General features: G+C 44.6%; 15 protein-coding genes. 10 read left to right on the top strand and 5 right to left on the bottom strand.

Annotated elements, in window-relative coordinates; translation table 11 throughout:
* Positions 1 to 38 precede the first annotated feature (38 nt).
* A complete protein-coding gene (locus ACHFJ9_RS06995) occupies positions 39 to 203 on the top strand; it encodes a YqaE/Pmp3 family membrane protein (protein WP_005375297.1) in 165 nt (54 codons plus the stop codon).
* Between the two features lie 155 nt (positions 204 to 358).
* Positions 359 to 1,387, top strand: a complete 1,029-nt coding sequence (pyrC, locus tag ACHFJ9_RS06990; RefSeq protein WP_048625318.1) for a dihydroorotase — start codon at positions 359 to 361, stop codon at positions 1,385 to 1,387.
* 98 nt (positions 1,388 to 1,485) lie between these two features.
* Here pyrC and ACHFJ9_RS06985 read toward each other — a convergent pair whose 3' ends face one another.
* The gene (locus ACHFJ9_RS06985; RefSeq protein WP_005392495.1) at positions 1,486 to 2,391 is read right to left on the bottom strand and encodes a DUF808 domain-containing protein; all 906 of its coding nucleotides are present in this window, start codon (positions 2,389 to 2,391) and stop codon (positions 1,486 to 1,488) included.
* 172 nt (positions 2,392 to 2,563) lie between these two features.
* Here ACHFJ9_RS06985 and ACHFJ9_RS06980 point away from each other — a divergent pair, with 172 nt between their 5' ends.
* A complete protein-coding gene (locus ACHFJ9_RS06980) occupies positions 2,564 to 3,481 on the top strand; it encodes a M14 family metallocarboxypeptidase (RefSeq protein WP_395354429.1) in 918 nt (305 codons plus the stop codon).
* Here ACHFJ9_RS06980 and ACHFJ9_RS06975 read toward each other — a convergent pair.
* Positions 3,476 to 4,264, bottom strand: a complete 789-nt coding sequence (locus ACHFJ9_RS06975) for a helix-turn-helix domain-containing protein (protein ID WP_048625321.1) — start codon at positions 4,262 to 4,264, stop codon at positions 3,476 to 3,478. The two genes, ACHFJ9_RS06980 and ACHFJ9_RS06975, sit on opposite strands and share 6 nt — an antisense overlap.
* 98 nt (positions 4,265 to 4,362) lie before the next feature.
* Between ACHFJ9_RS06975 and ACHFJ9_RS06970 the strand changes: the two genes are divergently transcribed.
* The 3 genes from ACHFJ9_RS06970 to ACHFJ9_RS06960 all read left to right on the top strand — a co-directional run bounded on the left by ACHFJ9_RS06970 (position 4,363) and on the right by ACHFJ9_RS06960 (position 6,316).
* On the top strand, positions 4,363 to 5,268 hold the full coding sequence (locus ACHFJ9_RS06970; protein WP_258666154.1) for a DMT family transporter: 906 nt from the start codon (positions 4,363 to 4,365) through the stop codon (positions 5,266 to 5,268).
* A 145-nt stretch (positions 5,269 to 5,413) separates the two neighbouring features.
* Positions 5,414 to 5,899 (top strand): acyl-CoA thioesterase, encoded by a 486-nt coding sequence (locus ACHFJ9_RS06965; protein WP_005392490.1) that lies wholly within the window; start codon positions 5,414 to 5,416, stop codon positions 5,897 to 5,899.
* A gap of 171 nt (positions 5,900 to 6,070) precedes the next feature.
* A complete protein-coding gene (locus ACHFJ9_RS06960) occupies positions 6,071 to 6,316 on the top strand; it encodes a hypothetical protein (RefSeq protein ID WP_005375277.1) in 246 nt (81 codons plus the stop codon).
* Between the two features lie 363 nt (positions 6,317 to 6,679).
* On the opposite strand, the gene malG is transcribed toward ACHFJ9_RS06960, so the two are convergent.
* From malG to malE, 3 genes are all read right to left on the bottom strand, one after another.
* Positions 6,680 to 7,570 (bottom strand): maltose ABC transporter permease MalG, encoded by an 891-nt coding sequence (gene malG, locus ACHFJ9_RS06955; RefSeq protein WP_005375275.1) that lies wholly within the window; start codon positions 7,568 to 7,570, stop codon positions 6,680 to 6,682.
* A 12-nt stretch (positions 7,571 to 7,582) separates the two neighbouring features.
* Positions 7,583 to 9,157 (bottom strand): maltose ABC transporter permease MalF, encoded by a 1,575-nt coding sequence (gene malF / locus ACHFJ9_RS06950; protein WP_031780258.1) that lies wholly within the window; start codon positions 9,155 to 9,157, stop codon positions 7,583 to 7,585.
* 79 nt (positions 9,158 to 9,236) lie between these two features.
* Positions 9,237 to 10,415, bottom strand: coding sequence for a maltose/maltodextrin ABC transporter substrate-binding protein MalE (gene malE, locus ACHFJ9_RS06945; RefSeq protein ID WP_005375272.1), 1,179 nt, complete (start codon positions 10,413 to 10,415; stop codon positions 9,237 to 9,239).
* A gap of 672 nt (positions 10,416 to 11,087) precedes the next feature.
* On the opposite strand from malE, the gene malK reads away from it, so the two are divergent.
* From malK to ACHFJ9_RS06925, 4 genes are all read left to right on the top strand, one after another.
* A complete protein-coding gene (gene malK, locus ACHFJ9_RS06940; protein ID WP_005375271.1) occupies positions 11,088 to 12,206 on the top strand; it encodes a maltose/maltodextrin ABC transporter ATP-binding protein MalK in 1,119 nt (372 codons plus the stop codon).
* A gap of 424 nt (positions 12,207 to 12,630) precedes the next feature.
* Entirely contained in the window at positions 12,631 to 14,031 is a 1,401-nt protein-coding gene (locus tag ACHFJ9_RS06935) for an undecaprenyl-phosphate glucose phosphotransferase (RefSeq protein WP_395354424.1), read from the top strand.
* 10 nt (positions 14,032 to 14,041) lie between these two features.
* The gene (locus ACHFJ9_RS06930; RefSeq protein WP_253657923.1) at positions 14,042 to 15,247 is read left to right on the top strand and encodes an outer membrane beta-barrel protein; all 1,206 of its coding nucleotides are present in this window, start codon (positions 14,042 to 14,044) and stop codon (positions 15,245 to 15,247) included.
* Between the two features lie 12 nt (positions 15,248 to 15,259).
* Positions 15,260 to 15,793 carry a polysaccharide biosynthesis/export family protein gene (locus tag ACHFJ9_RS06925; protein WP_048625325.1) on the top strand — a complete coding sequence of 178 codons (534 nt, stop codon included), beginning with the start codon at positions 15,260 to 15,262 and terminating at the stop codon, positions 15,791 to 15,793.
* Positions 15,794 to 15,798 lie beyond the last annotated feature (5 nt).

Below are 15,798 nucleotides of genomic sequence, written 5' to 3'. Positions count from 1 at the left end.
GTTATCACTGCCCCCATTTATTGATTTGGAGCTTAATTATGGATACAAGAAAACTGGTTCTGATTTTGTTATGTATCTTTCTTCCACCCGTCGCGGTGTTTATGGAGAAAGGTTTGAACAAAGACTTTTTGATTAACCTAATATTGACGTGTTTCTTCTTTCTACCAGGTACGATCCACGCGCTTTGGTTAACAATGAAGTAACCACTTACACTCTCACTCTGTAGAAAAGTGAAAAATGGGATGAAATGTGAGGGCAATTCCTCTATCATCCTGTCGCCTAAGCGCAAGCGTTTGCTCAAAAGCAAATACGGCGCTTAGGCTCCAATCAGACAACTTTTCAATGGTGGGAGCAATTAATGACAACACTGACAATCACTCGTCCTGACGACTGGCACGTTCACTTACGCGATGGGGAAGTTCTTAAAGACACCGTTCGCGACATCAGCCGCTACAATGGCCGTGCGCTGATCATGCCAAATACCGTCCCACCAGTTACTACAACTGAGCTCGCCCTAGCCTACCGTGACCGAATTCTAAAAGAGCAACATGGCGAACAGTTTGAACCTTTGATGGCGCTTTACCTCACAGACAACACCACACCAGATGAAATACGTAAGGCTAAAGCCACCGGAAACATTGTTGCGGCCAAGCTTTATCCTGCAGGCGCTACCACAAACTCAGATTCCGGTGTGACCAATGCGAAGAACATTTACCACGTTCTCGAAGCGATGGAAGAAGTCGGAATGTTACTTCTGGTTCATGGCGAAGTAACACATCACGATGTTGATATCTTCGACCGAGAGAAAGAATTCCTTGATACTGTCCTCGCTCCTATCGTCAATGACTTCCCTAATCTTAAAATCGTTCTAGAACACATCACTACCGCCGACGCAGCAAACTTCGTTAATAACGCCTCAGATAACGTAGCTGCTACCATCACTGCTCACCATCTTCTTTTCAACCGTAACCATATGCTTGTGGGTGGTATTAAACCTCATTTCTACTGTTTGCCAATTCTTAAGCGCGGAACCCACCAGCAAGCGCTGATCGAAGCAGCAACTAGTGGTAGCAAGAAGTTTTTCCTAGGTACAGACTCGGCACCACATGCGAAAGGGGCAAAAGAGTCCGCTTGCGGTTGTGCTGGTTCTTACACTGCACACGCAGCGCTAGAGCTTTATGCAGAAGTATTCGAGAATGAAGGCAAGCTGGAAAACTTGGAAGCGTTTTCAAGCTTCAATGGTCCTGATTTTTACGGCATTGCGCGCAACACAGATACGGTAACGTTAGAAAAATCCGCTTGGGATGTGCCGGAAACGATGCCATTTGGCAATGATATCGTTGTGCCTATTCGAGCAAATGAACAAATTGAGTGGAAAGTGAAGTAACCACTTTACTGACGTTCCATCCATAAAAGAGGGTCATGCCTTTCTGTGAAAAGAAGTCATGACCCTTGTTGTTCTTGTCTTGCTTTGGGCTGTGATTACTAGTGGCCGCGAATTTTTTCTACAGCAGCCCACACAGCAACCACAATCAACCCCGCCACAAAGCCGATAATGCCGTTAAGCAAAATAGGCAGAATCGCTGTAGCAACCGAATGACCACTAAAGTTCATAATAATCGGCTCTACAAAGTGATGAATGGCAGGTACGTTGTGCACTACAATCCCCCCGCCGACTAAAAACATCGCGGCAGTTCCCACAATCGTTAACAACTTCATCAGCTTTGGTGCAAAAGCAACTAAAGCACTGCCGACTTTCGCCATCCAGCCCTTACCTTTTGAGCGAATTTCAAGGTAGAAGCCCAAGTCATCCAATTTCACGATGCCTGCTACTAAGCCATAAACACCAATGGTCATGATGACTGCAATTAAGCTCACCACTAAGATTTGCGTCACAAGGCTCGCCCCAGTCACGGTACCCAACGCAATCACAATGATTTCCGCTGAAAGAATAAAGTCCGTTCGAATCGCACCAGCAACTTTGCGTTTTTCATACTCTTCTATCGACTCGCCAGTATTAACTAACTCTTCTTTTTCTTCGTGCGGATGGGAGTGAGGGAATACTTTCTCAAGCACCTTTTCTGCCCCTTCAAAGCAGAGAAACAAGCCGCCAATTAGCAATAGTGGCATGATAAGCCATGGAATAATCGCGCTAATTAGCAACGCTGAAGGAACTAAAATCAATTTGTTTTTGAACGAGCCTTTCGCAACCGCCCAAACCACTGGAATTTCTCGCTCAGATGCAACACCAGACACTTGTTGAGCGTTTAACGCTAGGTCATCACCCAACACACCTGCGGTTTTCTTTGCCGCCATTTTCGACATTAAGGCGACATCGTCGAGTACCGTGGCAATATCATCCAACAGTGTGAGTAAACTTGCTCCAGCCATTTTTTGTCTCTTATATGAAATTGAGTAAGTAACAAAATGTAACACCAATAAATCACTCATCAAAGTGATGATTTTGCAAAGAATACTATCCCAAATGGTGTTTTATATTGCCGTTAAGATAAGACAGGTCTAGTCTTGTGGTACCTTTCAGCAGTCAAAAGAAAAAGTATAGATGAAAAGTGGATACATTTACCCAATCGGTACCCCTGGCCAACCTTGGAGCGAAGAAGAACGTAAAGCTTGGTTAGCAACGCAAGAAGTAAAACGTAGCTACCAAGATGAAGTTGTCAGTAAAATCGATGCTCTACGCGAGCGTTTTGATATTGAACAATACGGTGCACTCTCATACAACGAGGCACGTTTCCCTCTGTTTTGTATCAAAACTCGCAACTGGGATTCAACGAAGCCTGTTGTTTTGGTCACAGGTGGCGTGCACGGTTACGAGACGAGTGGTGTACATGGCGCTTTAAAGTTTGTAGAAACAGAAGCAGAGCGCTACGCAGAGCATTTCAATATTGTCGTTGCACCTTGCGTGAGCCCTTGGGGTTACGAGGTGATCAACCGCTGGAACCCAAACGCGATTGATCCAAACCGCTCTTTCTATAAGGATAGCCCTGCCGAAGAATCTGCCAACCTCATGAAGCTCGTTGCAACATTAGGCGATGTATTAATGCACATTGATTTGCACGAGACGACAGACTCCGATGAAACAGAGTTCCGTCCTGCGCTTGCCGCTCGTGATGGCATTGAGTACATCGAGGGCATGATCCCAGACGGTTTTTACACAGTTGGAGATAGTGAAAACCCTCAACCCGAGTTTCAAAAAGCGGTGATTGAATCGGTTGCGAAAGTGACTCACATTGCACCTGCAGATGAAAATGGCGAAATCATTGGTTCACCAGTCGTACAGTTTGGCGTTATCAACTACCCAATGGTGAAGCTGGGTCTGTGTGGCGGCGTAACAAATTGCGTTTACGGCACGACAACGGAAGTGTACCCAGACAGCCCAACGGTGACCGCCGAAGAGTGCAACGATGCGCAAGTTGCAGCCGTGGTCGGTGGTCTGAATTACGTTCTGGCTCAGTTATAATAAGCGGTTCTTATATTGCTCCGGTGTCATGCCGGAGTATTTCTTGAACATTGCGATAAAAGGGCTAGCTTGGTTATAACCTAACGTCAACGCGACTTCCTTTACGGTCTGCCCTTTACGCAGCAACTCCATAGAATGTAAATATCGCACACGTAAGCGCCACTCAGTAAAGCTCATGCCCAACTCACTCTGGCAATGTCTCGCTAACGTGCGTTCTGTGGTATGCACTTTTTCCGCCCACTCCGCCAAACTGATCTCATCCGTCGGCGATTCTTCTACTGCTTTTAAAATCGGTTCAAGATACTTATTATCGGTCGTTGGTAAAAAGTGGTGTTCCACTTCTTGCTTTGCGAGCTGGTCCAATAACACCTGGACCAAGCGCTTGTCTTCATCACTTTGCGCCACGTTAATGTCTCGTTGGCGAAAGTCCTCAATGATGGACGACACGATTGGAGTCACTTTGATCAGACTCGTTTTGGTAGGAAAGTGCGCCGTCAATTCAGGGGCAATGTTCAAAGAACAATATTCGATCGGTTTACGGTTGTAACTAGTATGACGGATACCAGCGGGAACCCAAATTGCAAGATGCGGAGGCGCTAGAAATCTTGTATCTTCTGCATCCATCTCTAGGATCCCACCGCTGATCAGCTGCACTTGCCCCCAAGGATGGCTATGAATTCGTGTTTCTGTATTAGAGAGAAAGGCTTCAAAATTCATAAATACATCCGATGGTGCGCGGTCGATTGATAATGAGGGATGAAGATTTCTGGCGCTCTTTTTCAAAATTGTCTTCCTATCGCTTACGATGTCTTTTAAGAGATACTTTTTATTATAAAGACCTGCCAGACTAGCGCCATCAATAATTGTGCTATAGGGTTCTCATGATTTATTTACTTCCGTTTTTCACCGTTATGATTTGGGGTGGTAACTCAATTGTGAATAAGATGGCAGCAAGCGCCATTGAACCAAGTGCGATGAGTTTCTATCGTTGGTTTGTCGCAATGGTACTTCTAACTCCATTTTGTCTACCTGCGATCATCAAACAACGACACATTATTCGACCTTACTTAACTAAGCTGGCATTTCTTGCGTTACTTGGCATGGTGCTCAACCAATCACTTGGCTACTACGCTGGTTTAACGACAACGGCTTCCAACATGGCACTGATTACCTCTTTGGTTCCTTTGATCAGTGTGTTTTTAAGTGTTCCTCTGTTAGGCAAGTCTGTATCAATGTTAAGTATCGTCGGTGGTGTGATTTCGCTCGGCGGCTTGGCGTTTATGCTTGGTCATGGTGATATCACCTACTTTTTACATCAAGACATGACCCAAGGTGATAGCCTTATGCTGATTGCAGCCATGGTATACGCGGCTTATTGCGTGCTGCTAAAACGCTGGAAAATGCCATTCAATAGTTTGACTCTGGTTTACATGCAAGGCTTCTTCTCGGTTGTGATGCTTACACCACTTTGGCTATCTAGTGAGCAACTGTTACCAAGCCAAGACGCGCTACCATTAATCGCCTATGCTGGCATTGCGGCTTCCATTTTTGCGCCGTTAATGTGGGTGAAAGCGATCGATTCAATTGGCGCTGATTCAAGTGCCATGTTCATGAACTTAATGCCCGTCGTTTCTGTCGTACTTGCTTCAACGTTGATTGGTGAGAAAATTTACGCTTACCACATTATTGGTGGGCTGTTAGTCATCTCTGGCGTTATCCTGTCGCAAATAAAAATACGACACAGAAAGCCATTGCCCAATTCCGAGATAGCCTCCACCGCCAATTAATCCCAGTTCCCCAAGCCACAGAACTGCGCTGTGGCTTTTTGTTTTCATCGTTCGAATAAAAGTTAATATTTTGTTTCATTCTCTATTCCCGAAAATTCATCTTACTGCTAAATTGGGAAAACAATAACCCATCAAGGAAAGACAGATGAGCAGTGGTCAAAGAGACATTACCCTTCGCTTTTTAGCAGAACCCAGTGACGTCAATTTCGGCGGAAAAGTGCACGGCGGCGCCGTAATGAAATGGATCGACTTAGCAGCCTACGCCTGCTCTGCAGCGTGGAGTGGCAAATATTGCATTACTGCATACGCAGGTGGTATTCGTTTTGTTGCGCCGATTCATGTCGGCAACTTAGTCGAAGTTAGCGCGAAAGTCATTTATACCGGACGAAGCTCAATGCACATCGCGATTGACGTGCAAGCCAGTGACCCAAAGCAAATGAAAAACAGACTCACCACCCACTGTATCGTTATTATGGTTGCTGTGGATGAAAACGGAAAACCAACCGACGTACCGAAATGGGTTCCAGAATCTGATGAAGATAAAGCCTTGGAACAATCCGCTATCCGCCTTATGAACATGCGCAAAGAAATCGGGGAAGAGATGGAAGCGCACGTAAAGTATCTCAAGTAACCTACATCCGTTAAGAACGCTATTGACTACCTCAACGTTACTTATAACCAGAGTGTGGAGCAACATCATGGTTTTGCCATTTGCTTCACACTCGGCCTCCTCTGTCATAAATCCTTCACCTAGCTTTGCTTAAATCCATCCACTATTTTGGAGTTGGATAGAGTTTGGATCTTGAGACTAAAAGAAACGACCTTAAGTGAAGAGACGTTGACCAATTTAAAAGCGGTCGAGTACCAGTGGGTAAGAACCATGTACGTCGAGGGGTATAACGAAACAGAAATTAACCATTACATTCAAACCTGCTTTGGCGGTGATGTCACCTTTGCAAATTTATTTCGTCGCGTCGCACTACAGCAAGAAAGCTTATACACGCTGCTTCAATACGTTGGATGTGCCCCCTCCAGTCGAGAGTTTTAATCCTTACCTACCTCAATTTTACTGATACCTGAACTCAGGTTATTTATGTGAAGTGCTACGCAGGGCATTACTCAAGCCCTGTGTAATCCATTGCAAAGCCGCTAATCTTTATCCGCTTATTGAACAACTGTATTTAACAGGTATAAAAAAACCTGAGTCTAAACTCAGGTTATGGTTACAAAAAACTGTTAGTGATTGAATCGTAAGGAACTAAGCTAACAGCCAGCTATGCGTAACGCCAATAAAAGCCAAGATATTACTGATCGGCGGCCAAACCAAAATTGTAATATCCGTGCTACGTATAAGGGCGACCATGTGGTCGCCCTTTTCTAGTTATTCTTATCAATCTCAGACCACAAGAGATTATCCTTTCACACCACCAGCGGTTAGACCACCAACCAACCAGCGTTGAGCAAGTAAGAATACGGCAGTGATTGGCACTGCTGAAAGTACAGCAGCTGCAGCAAAGTCACCCCACAAGTAGTTTTGTGGATATAGGTATTGCTGCATACCCACTGCAAGTGTGTACGAGTCTACATCAGAAAGTAGTAGTGATGCTACAGGAACTTCACCAATTACCATGATGAACGACAAGATGAATACTACCGCTAGGATTGGCACAGACAAAGGAAGCAATACCAAACGGAATGCTTGCCATGGTGTCGCACCATCCAGTGCCGCCGCTTCTTCTAACGAAGAGTCAATACTTTCGAAGTAGCCTTTAATCGTCCAAACGTGCAGGGCGATACCCCCTAAGTAAGCGAAGATCAGGCCGCCGTGCGTGTTCAAACCAAGGAAAGGAATGTACTGACCCAATTTGTCGAACAGCGCGTATAGAGCAACCAATGCCAATACCGCAGGGAACATTTGGAAGATCATCATCGCTTTTAGGATAGTGTTCTTACCTTTGAACTTCATACGAGCAAACGCATAAGCTGATGTGGTTGATAGCGCCACGATTAGGATTGCAGAAATACCACCCACTTTTACTGAGTTCCACAGCCATGTCATGACTGGGAATGGTGGCGGTGTAACTGTACCGTCTGGGTTAGTCACCGAGAAACCTAATGCCAATTTCCAGTGATCAAGCGTTGGGTTGTCTGGGATCAGGCTGCCCGTTGCAAAGTTACCTTCACGGAATGAAATCGCGATGATCATCAGTAAAGGGAAAATAATCAGTGCCAAGAATGCCCACATCGCAATATGAGTAGCCCAAACACGATACTTTAATGACTTACCTTGTACCATTGCCATTGTAATCTCTCCTTAGTCCTGAGCTACTTTAGTTACGCGTAGGTTGATAAGTGCCAATGCGCCAACCAATAGGAAGATAAGTGTTGCTACTGCACTTGCTAGACCGAAGTCTTGACCGCCCGCACCTTCGAATGCGATTCGGTAGGTGTAACTTACCAATAGGTCAGTGTAACCCGCAGGTTCTGACGTACCAATCATGTTTGGACCACCGCCTGTCAACAACTGGATAAGCACGAAGTTGTTGAAGTTGAAGGCAAAGCTCGCAATCAACAGTGGTGTTAACGGCTTCAACATCATTGGTAGCGTGATACGAGTAAAGTTAGTAATAAAGTTCGCACCATCAATTGCTGACGCTTCATATAAATCATCAGGAATCGCTTTTAGTAGACCCATACATAGAATCATCATGTAAGGGAAACCAAGCCACGTGTTCACAATCAGAATCATGGTTTTCGCCATGAATGGGTCTGAGAACCAAGCTGGGCTAATACCGAACAAACCTTCCAGAAGCATGTTGATCTCACCAAAGCTTTGGTTAAACAAACCTTTAAAGATCAAGATAGAAATAAACGCCGGTACCGCATAAGGCAGAATCAGTAAGAGTCGGTAAACCGAGCGGCCTTTTAATGCTTCCCACTGAACAACACTTGCTAGAACAAGACCAATTACAAGCGTAAATAGTACGGTGAGTGCCGAGAACACAATCGTCCAGATAAAGATACTGATAAACGGCTCTTTGATGCCATCATCTTTCCACACACGCTCAAAGTTGTGTGTGCCAATGTTCACCACAAAGCCAGGAGACACTGTGCTACCAACAAACTGACCGTTTTCATCGACAGGTTGGTAGTAACCTACTTCCATATTTGGACGTAACGTCTCTTCAGTACGGTTGTTGTAAAGCGTTTCGCCGTCTTCTTGCAGCGTGTACAAAGGCACAACTGCCGCAAACTTACGTAACCCGCTCATGCGGATGTCTTCACCGCTCGGCAGATGCAAATCAACACTGCTCAACGTATTACGGCTCTTAACAATCGTCTTGATTGATTCTTTCTCGCCCGTAGCTTCTTCAATTGGCGATAGGTCAAGATCCGATGCTGAAAGGCTATCTAGCTGAAAAGTGGGCGTAGCAAGTAGCTCACCATCTTTTTCAACCACAAGCTGATGTCCTTGATCCGTTTTATATAAAGTGAACGGGTAGCTATCACCACTTTGATAAGTTCTGTCCAAAAGTACGCTCTGCGCACGATCAAAAGAGAGTTGGTTTTTCGCGCTGTAGTTGGTAAACGCCAAACCTATGGTGTACGCCAGAGGGAAAAGAATGAAAAGGATCATCCCTGCGATACCAGGGTAGATGTAACGGTGTGCGTACGTCTTTTTACTACCAAAGATGAACAACGCTAAAGCGGTAAGAATGATCGTAAGTAGTGCAAACGCAATCTCACCGCGTGAATACATAAGGATTGTTGCGTAGCCATTGATAATGCCGACTGTGCCTAAAAGTGACCATTTCATGAACACTTTTTTGCTGCTCGGAAGGCTGGCTTCTGGTGCTGTCATAGCATTTGTACCTTGAACTGACTGCATAGGGAACCTGCTAGCGAATATAGAATAAATATAGAAAAGTAAGGAGGAGTTGCCTCCTCCTTAAAAAGGTCTTACTTAATTATTTAGTCATTTGTTTTTCTGCGTCTGCCAATGCTGCATCGACAGTTTGACGACCATCAACTACGTTGATGATTGCGTTCTTAGCCGCGCCCCAGAATGCGTTCATTTGAGGAATGTTTGGCATAATTTCGCCGTTCATCGCGTTGTCCATTGTCGCAGCGATACGAGTATCTGAATCTAGTTCACGTTGGAACGAGTTAAGCGCTACCGCACCTAGAGGCTTATCGTTGTTAACCATACGTAGGCCGTCGTTTGTTAGTAGGTAGTTCTCAATGAACTCAACCGCTAGGTCTTTGTTTGGAGACGCAGTGCTGATACCAGCCGTTAGAACACCAACGAATGGCTTAGAAGATTGACCTTGGAACTTAGGTAGCGTAGTCACGCCGTAGTTAACGCCAGACTTCTCGATGTTGCCCCAAGACCATGGACCGTTGATCGTCATCGCTGTCTTGCCTTGGTTGAATGCAGACTCAGATACTGAGTAGTCCATATCTGCAGAGATTACGCCTTTGTCTACCAAGCCTTTTACGAAGCTCATCGCGTCTTTAACGCCTTCTTTCGCGATACCAGCGTCTTTAACATCGTAACCTTCAGAAGTGTATTTGAACGCGTAGCCGCCATCAGCAGCCATTAGTGGCCAAGTGAAGTACGGTTCTTTTAGGTTCCACATGATTGCAGACTTGCCGTCTTTTTTAAGTTTTGCATCTAGCGCTGCAACTTCTTCCCAAGACTTCGGTGGGTTTGGAACTAGGTCTTTGTTGTAGATTAGAGATAGAGACTCAACCGCAACTGGGTAGCCGATCAATTTGCCGTCGTAACGTACAGCATCCCAAGCGAAATCAACAATACCTTCTTGAATGTTCTTAGAAGGTTTAATTTCTGCTAGCAGGCCAGCTTCTGCGTAACCACCGAAACGGTCGTGAGCCCAGAATACGATGTCAGGACCGTCACCAGTCGCTGCAGTTTGAGGGAATTTGTCTTGAAGGCCATCTGGGTGAGCCACTGTCACTTTAATGCCAGTGTCTTCTTCGAATTTTTTACCAACTTCAGCAAGGCCGTTGTAACCTTTGTCGCCGTTGATCCAGATAGTAAGTTGTCCTTCTTCGATGGCAGCATTAGCACCAAAAGAACCCAAAGCAACAAGAGTACCTAGTGCTACAGCGCTTAACTTTTTCATGTTCGTATCCTTTTTATATTTTTGATGTAGGGCTAGTCCATTGAGGTTCAGCCGTATTTCGACATATATCATCTGAAATAATCCAATATGTCTCATCCTCCTAATCCCTACGCCCTTACAATTATGACGTATTTTCGTGATCTAAATCGCCAAGGGTAAGAGACTCAAATCACAAAACGGACACTTCCTGTGATCGGTTTCAACTTTAGGTGGAGCAATAATGTGATTTCCGACCAACTGCTTTATTCCTCCTCCTTTTTTACTCCTCCCTACCTACTCCCCCTACAATTATTTCTATTAGGAGGATGTCGCACCTCGCACAATCTTACAAACTTCAGTCATCCAAGAGTGGATGGTAAGAACCCTTTCCCAGCAGTGCCTACGTATTAGGAAAAAGATTTGCTGGTTTTGCATTGCCAGACGAGTGGAATGTCATTATTGGTGTTGTTTGTGGTAATTATTTCACGGGGGAGACAACACGAATAATGTGGGGGAGAGAAACTCGTACTTGGCTATGATGGGTAGCACTTCTATTCAGGACATTTTATTGAAGTGCTACCCTACTTTTCTTACCAACCGCAATAACTTACCGATTCCTACTGTTACTGCTCGCTAGATAATTCATATAATGATGAGCGGTGAATAATAAAAAATTGATCGAGGACGAGCTACATGGCGAGTGTCACGTTAAAAAATGTTTGTAAAGCGTATGGCGACGTACTGATTTCTAAGAACGTAGACCTAACAATCAACGAAGGTGAATTTGTTGTTTTCGTAGGTCCATCAGGTTGTGGTAAATCTACCCTTTTACGTTGTATTGCCGGTCTTGAAGACATTACTTCAGGTGATTTGTATATTGGTGACCAGCGCATGAATGACGTCGAACCATCCAAACGTGGTGTTGGTATGGTATTCCAGTCTTACGCTCTTTACCCACACCTTAACTTATATGACAACATGTCATTTGGCTTAAAATTAGCAAAAGCAGACAAAGCAGAAATCGACAAACGTGTTGAGCAAGCTGCAGAAATTCTACAATTGGGTCACTTACTTGAACGCCAACCAAAAGCGCTTTCAGGTGGTCAGCGTCAACGTGTGGCTATCGGTCGAACACTGGTATCGCAACCTAATGTATTCCTTCTGGATGAACCACTATCAAACTTGGATGCCGCACTGCGTGTAAACATGCGTGCGCAAATCACTAAGCTACAACGTCAACTTGGTTGTACCATGATCTACGTAACACACGATCAGGTGGAAGCAATGACAATGGCAGATAAAATCGTTGTACTAGACGGCGGTTATGTATCGCAAGTTGGTAAGCCACTTGAACTTTACCATTACCCACAAAACCGCTTTGTAGCAGGCTTTATCGGTTCTCCGAAAATGAACTTCATGAGCGTATTCATTGATGAAGTAGAAGCAGAGCGCGTCAAAGTTCAACTATCTAATGGCGTATCTTTCTGGATTCCAGTGGATGGCACGACGGTTAACCGTGGCGACCGCATGTCTTTAGGCATTCGCCCTGAGCACCTATTATCCGCTTCTGAAGCTGATGCAAGCATTCACGGTGAAGTGATGATTGTTGAGAAGCTAGGTAACGAAACTCAAGTATACCTAAACCTAGAAGGTGCGGACGCGGACGTTATTTTCCGTCAGCCTGACACTCTCGCAGTCGATACCGGCGATAAAATCGAGATTGGTATTCCAGCACACCGTTGTCACCTGTTCCACAGTGATGGTCGTGCATGCCGCCGCCTATACAAAGAAAACGGCGTAGAAGTCGAATAATTCATTCGTCCTGATTCACAATAAATCCCTCTCACTTGAGAGGGATTTTTTTATCCTAATAAATATAAGTAATTCGATACTAAATCATTAATCGTTAACGAATAAGATCACCCGTTTCTTCTACCTTCACATAAACCATTGTCTTTGTACTGATACTTCATTTTTAATACTTTTCCTCATCCCTCATGAGTAAGTACCAGCTTTTTCCTAACCCGCCAAACTTAGCCAAAGGTCTAAATTTCATTCTTATTTCCACTTACCTCAACAACGCAAATTTTTACACTTATCAACGAAATTACACGTGACAAAAAACTCAGAAGCATTCAACAGAATGCTCTGTTCACCAACTACTAATAACGCTCACGACACGGCAATTGGGGGGAGACACCCAAGGGCGGTAGCGTGTAAGAAGGGAAACTGAGTCATGAAACAAAAAGGACTTATCCGCTCTCACGAGGTGGAGTTCGCTTTTTTATATCGCATCTCAGATCTTGCTGTCATCGTCTCTTTTATGCTGCTTTTAGTGTTCAAAGACATGAATACTGCGATGGGGAAAGATTACGTCATACTGGCTTTTGTTGGAGGCATCTCCTTTCTATTTATGGCAGAAAGCGGCAATCTGTACCGCTCTTGGCGAACCAGTTCGTTTAAAGAGCAGATGATTATTGTCTGTGTGGCCTGGGCAGTAACTTCCGCGCTTATCTTTATTGTTCTGTATTTTTCGGAAGTCTATGACTTATTTGATAACACTATTCTGGCATTGTGGTTTGCGATTACGCCCGCTCTACTTTTGGCATGGCGAGTGACATTCCGTACCGGATTAGCCTATTTAAGAAAAAAAGGATTCAACACTCGTACTGCGATCATCATCGGCCAAACTCCTCACGGCATTACCCTTGCTAACGAAATTCAAAACCACACTGAACACGGTGTACTTTTTGATGGCTTTTACGATGAGCGTTCTTCCGACAGGTTGCCAAATTCTGCTTACCCTATTAAAGGGGCAGTTGACCACGCTCTTGAGCGAGCCAAGAAAGGGGAAGTGGATTACGTCTACATCGCAATGCCAATGCACGCAAAAGAACGTATTGCATCGCTTCTTAACCAATTCTCAGACACCACCGCAAATACGTATCTGATTCCCGACTTCTTTACCTATAACCTTTTGCATTCTCGTTGGGCGCAAATCGGCCAAGTTCAAACGCTCAGCGTATCTGATACGCCATTTGCTGGAATTTCTTCCTGGGTAAAACGGTTTGAAGACATTTTGTTTTCGAGCATTATTTTAGCCTTGATCTCTCCAGTCCTGCTCGCCATTGCGATTGGCATTAAGCTGACCTCTAAAGGTCCGGTCATTTTTAAACAGCATCGTTACGGTCTCGATGGACGCAAGATTGAAGTATGGAAATTCCGTTCAATGACCACTATGGATCAAGGCCCTCACGTGAAACAGGCGACAAAGAACGACCCACGCATTACGCCTTTTGGTGGTTTTCTGCGTCGCACCTCTTTGGACGAACTGCCTCAATTTATCAATGTACTGCAAGGGACCATGTCTATTGTTGGTCCACGCCCTCATGCCGTGGCGCACAATGAAGAGTATCGCCAGATTGTTGACCGCTACATGCTACGTCACAAAGTAAAACCGGGCATTACTGGCTGGGCGCAAATTAATGGCTATCGCGGCGAAACAGACACCTTAGAAAAAATGGAAAAGAGAGTCGAGTTTGATTTGGATTACATCCACCACTGGTCTGTTTGGATGGACATCAAAATCATCTTCATGACCGTTTTCAAAGGGTTCACTGGTGCTAACGCTTACTAAGGTTGAGACTATGAAGAAACTGACAATGGCAATAGCATTGAGTCTGTTTTCAACTGGCTTACTCGCAGAACCGATGGCTTACCAAACCGAGTCTGGCATTGAGTTTATTCCCCTCGTAAGAACTTTCTACGAGGGCGATGACAACATCAACAAAGCGGAGGAATCCGGCAATGTAGAATCGGTCAATATTTGGGGTATAGAGCCAAGCTTATTAGCACGTATAGAAAGGAATCGCTATCGCGCAGATATTTTGTACAAGTTGAAAGCAGGTTTTTCATCCGATGACCGCAACGACTTCGACGATCATACCTTTCAGTTTTCCAACTTTTTTGAGTTCAATCATCGTCATCGTTTAGTGGTTGATTATCGTTTTCGCGCCCAGCATGAAATTAGAGGGGAAGACATTACCGAAGGTAATGGTAGCGCAATAGACTCACCAATTGAGTTCAACCGTAACGATATCAAAACCAATTATGTCTTTGGCTCTAACGGTGCAAAAGGCAGACTCGAATTCGGTTTAGGCTACAGTGATAAAACCTATCAAAACTACCGTGACGGATTACCTGGGCGCCCAAACGCTAAAACGAAATACAACGATTTTCGAGCTCCCAATGCACACTTGGAATTCTATTTAAGGGCGACGCCAAGAACCTATTGGTTGGTTGGGACAAAACAAATAGTAACCGACTATCAGCACCGAAATTCTGCGCAACCATCCAAAGATAACAACACCAGTTTCTATTACACCGGTGCCGAATGGGAAGTAACGGGAAAAACCAAAGGCATCGCTCGACTCGGTTATCAAATCAAAGATTTTGACAGCGCTCAACGAGAGACATTTAAAGGCTTCAGTTGGGATATCGGCTTTGAATGGCTGCCTCAAGAACAAACTCTAGTCAGCGTGAAAACCACTCAAGCGGCAGTTAACCCAGATCAAGATGGTGATTACAACCTACAAACTCGTTATCGACTGAACCTCAAGCACGATTGGAATAGTTACCTTGCAACTCGCTTAGGTGCTATTTATCAACAAGATGATTACACGGGAATCTCCAGAAACGACGATCGCTACACCCTATCTTTTGGTATCGATTATCAAATTAAACGCTGGATACAGCTGCAAGCCGACTGGCAATACCAAGATAAAACCTCTAACCGACCAGGTTATAGCTTCGAACAGAACATTTGGACTTTAAGCGCACAGTTTTCTCTGTAACAAGGATTATTAATGAAGTCATTCATCACATTCATGAGCGTCGCGTTATTGCTATTTAGCACCTTGGTAAACGCTGACTCAAACGAGGAAGATTACTTACTCGATACTGGCGATACCATTTCCGTGCAGGTCTATGGTGAAGAAGATCTTACGATTAAAAATATTCTAATAACGTCAGATGGCTATTTTGATTACCCCTACCTTGGCCGAATCAAAGCAATCAAAAAAACACCGAAACAACTCAAGTACGAAATAGAAACGGGCTTAAAAGGCGATTATCTCATCAACCCAAAAGTGATGGTCACTATCAATAACTTTCGTCTGTTTTACGTTAATGGCGAAGTCAGGAAACCAGGTGGATTTGAGTACCGTCCAGGGTTAACCATAGAGAAGGCCATCGCTTTAGCGGGTGGCTTGACCGACCGAGCCTCACGCAAAGGCATTAACCTCACCAAACATAAAACGGGTCAAACGATAGAGGGTGTCAGTATGCACCGCAACGTTGAACCTGGTGACATTGTATTTATTGACCAGAGCTTCTTTTAAGTGAC

Source organism: Vibrio sp. D3 (genome assembly GCF_043995865.1).
Taxonomy (GTDB): domain Bacteria; phylum Pseudomonadota; class Gammaproteobacteria; order Enterobacterales; family Vibrionaceae; genus Vibrio; species Vibrio diabolicus.
This window is presented reverse-complemented; position numbering and strand designations above follow the sequence as displayed.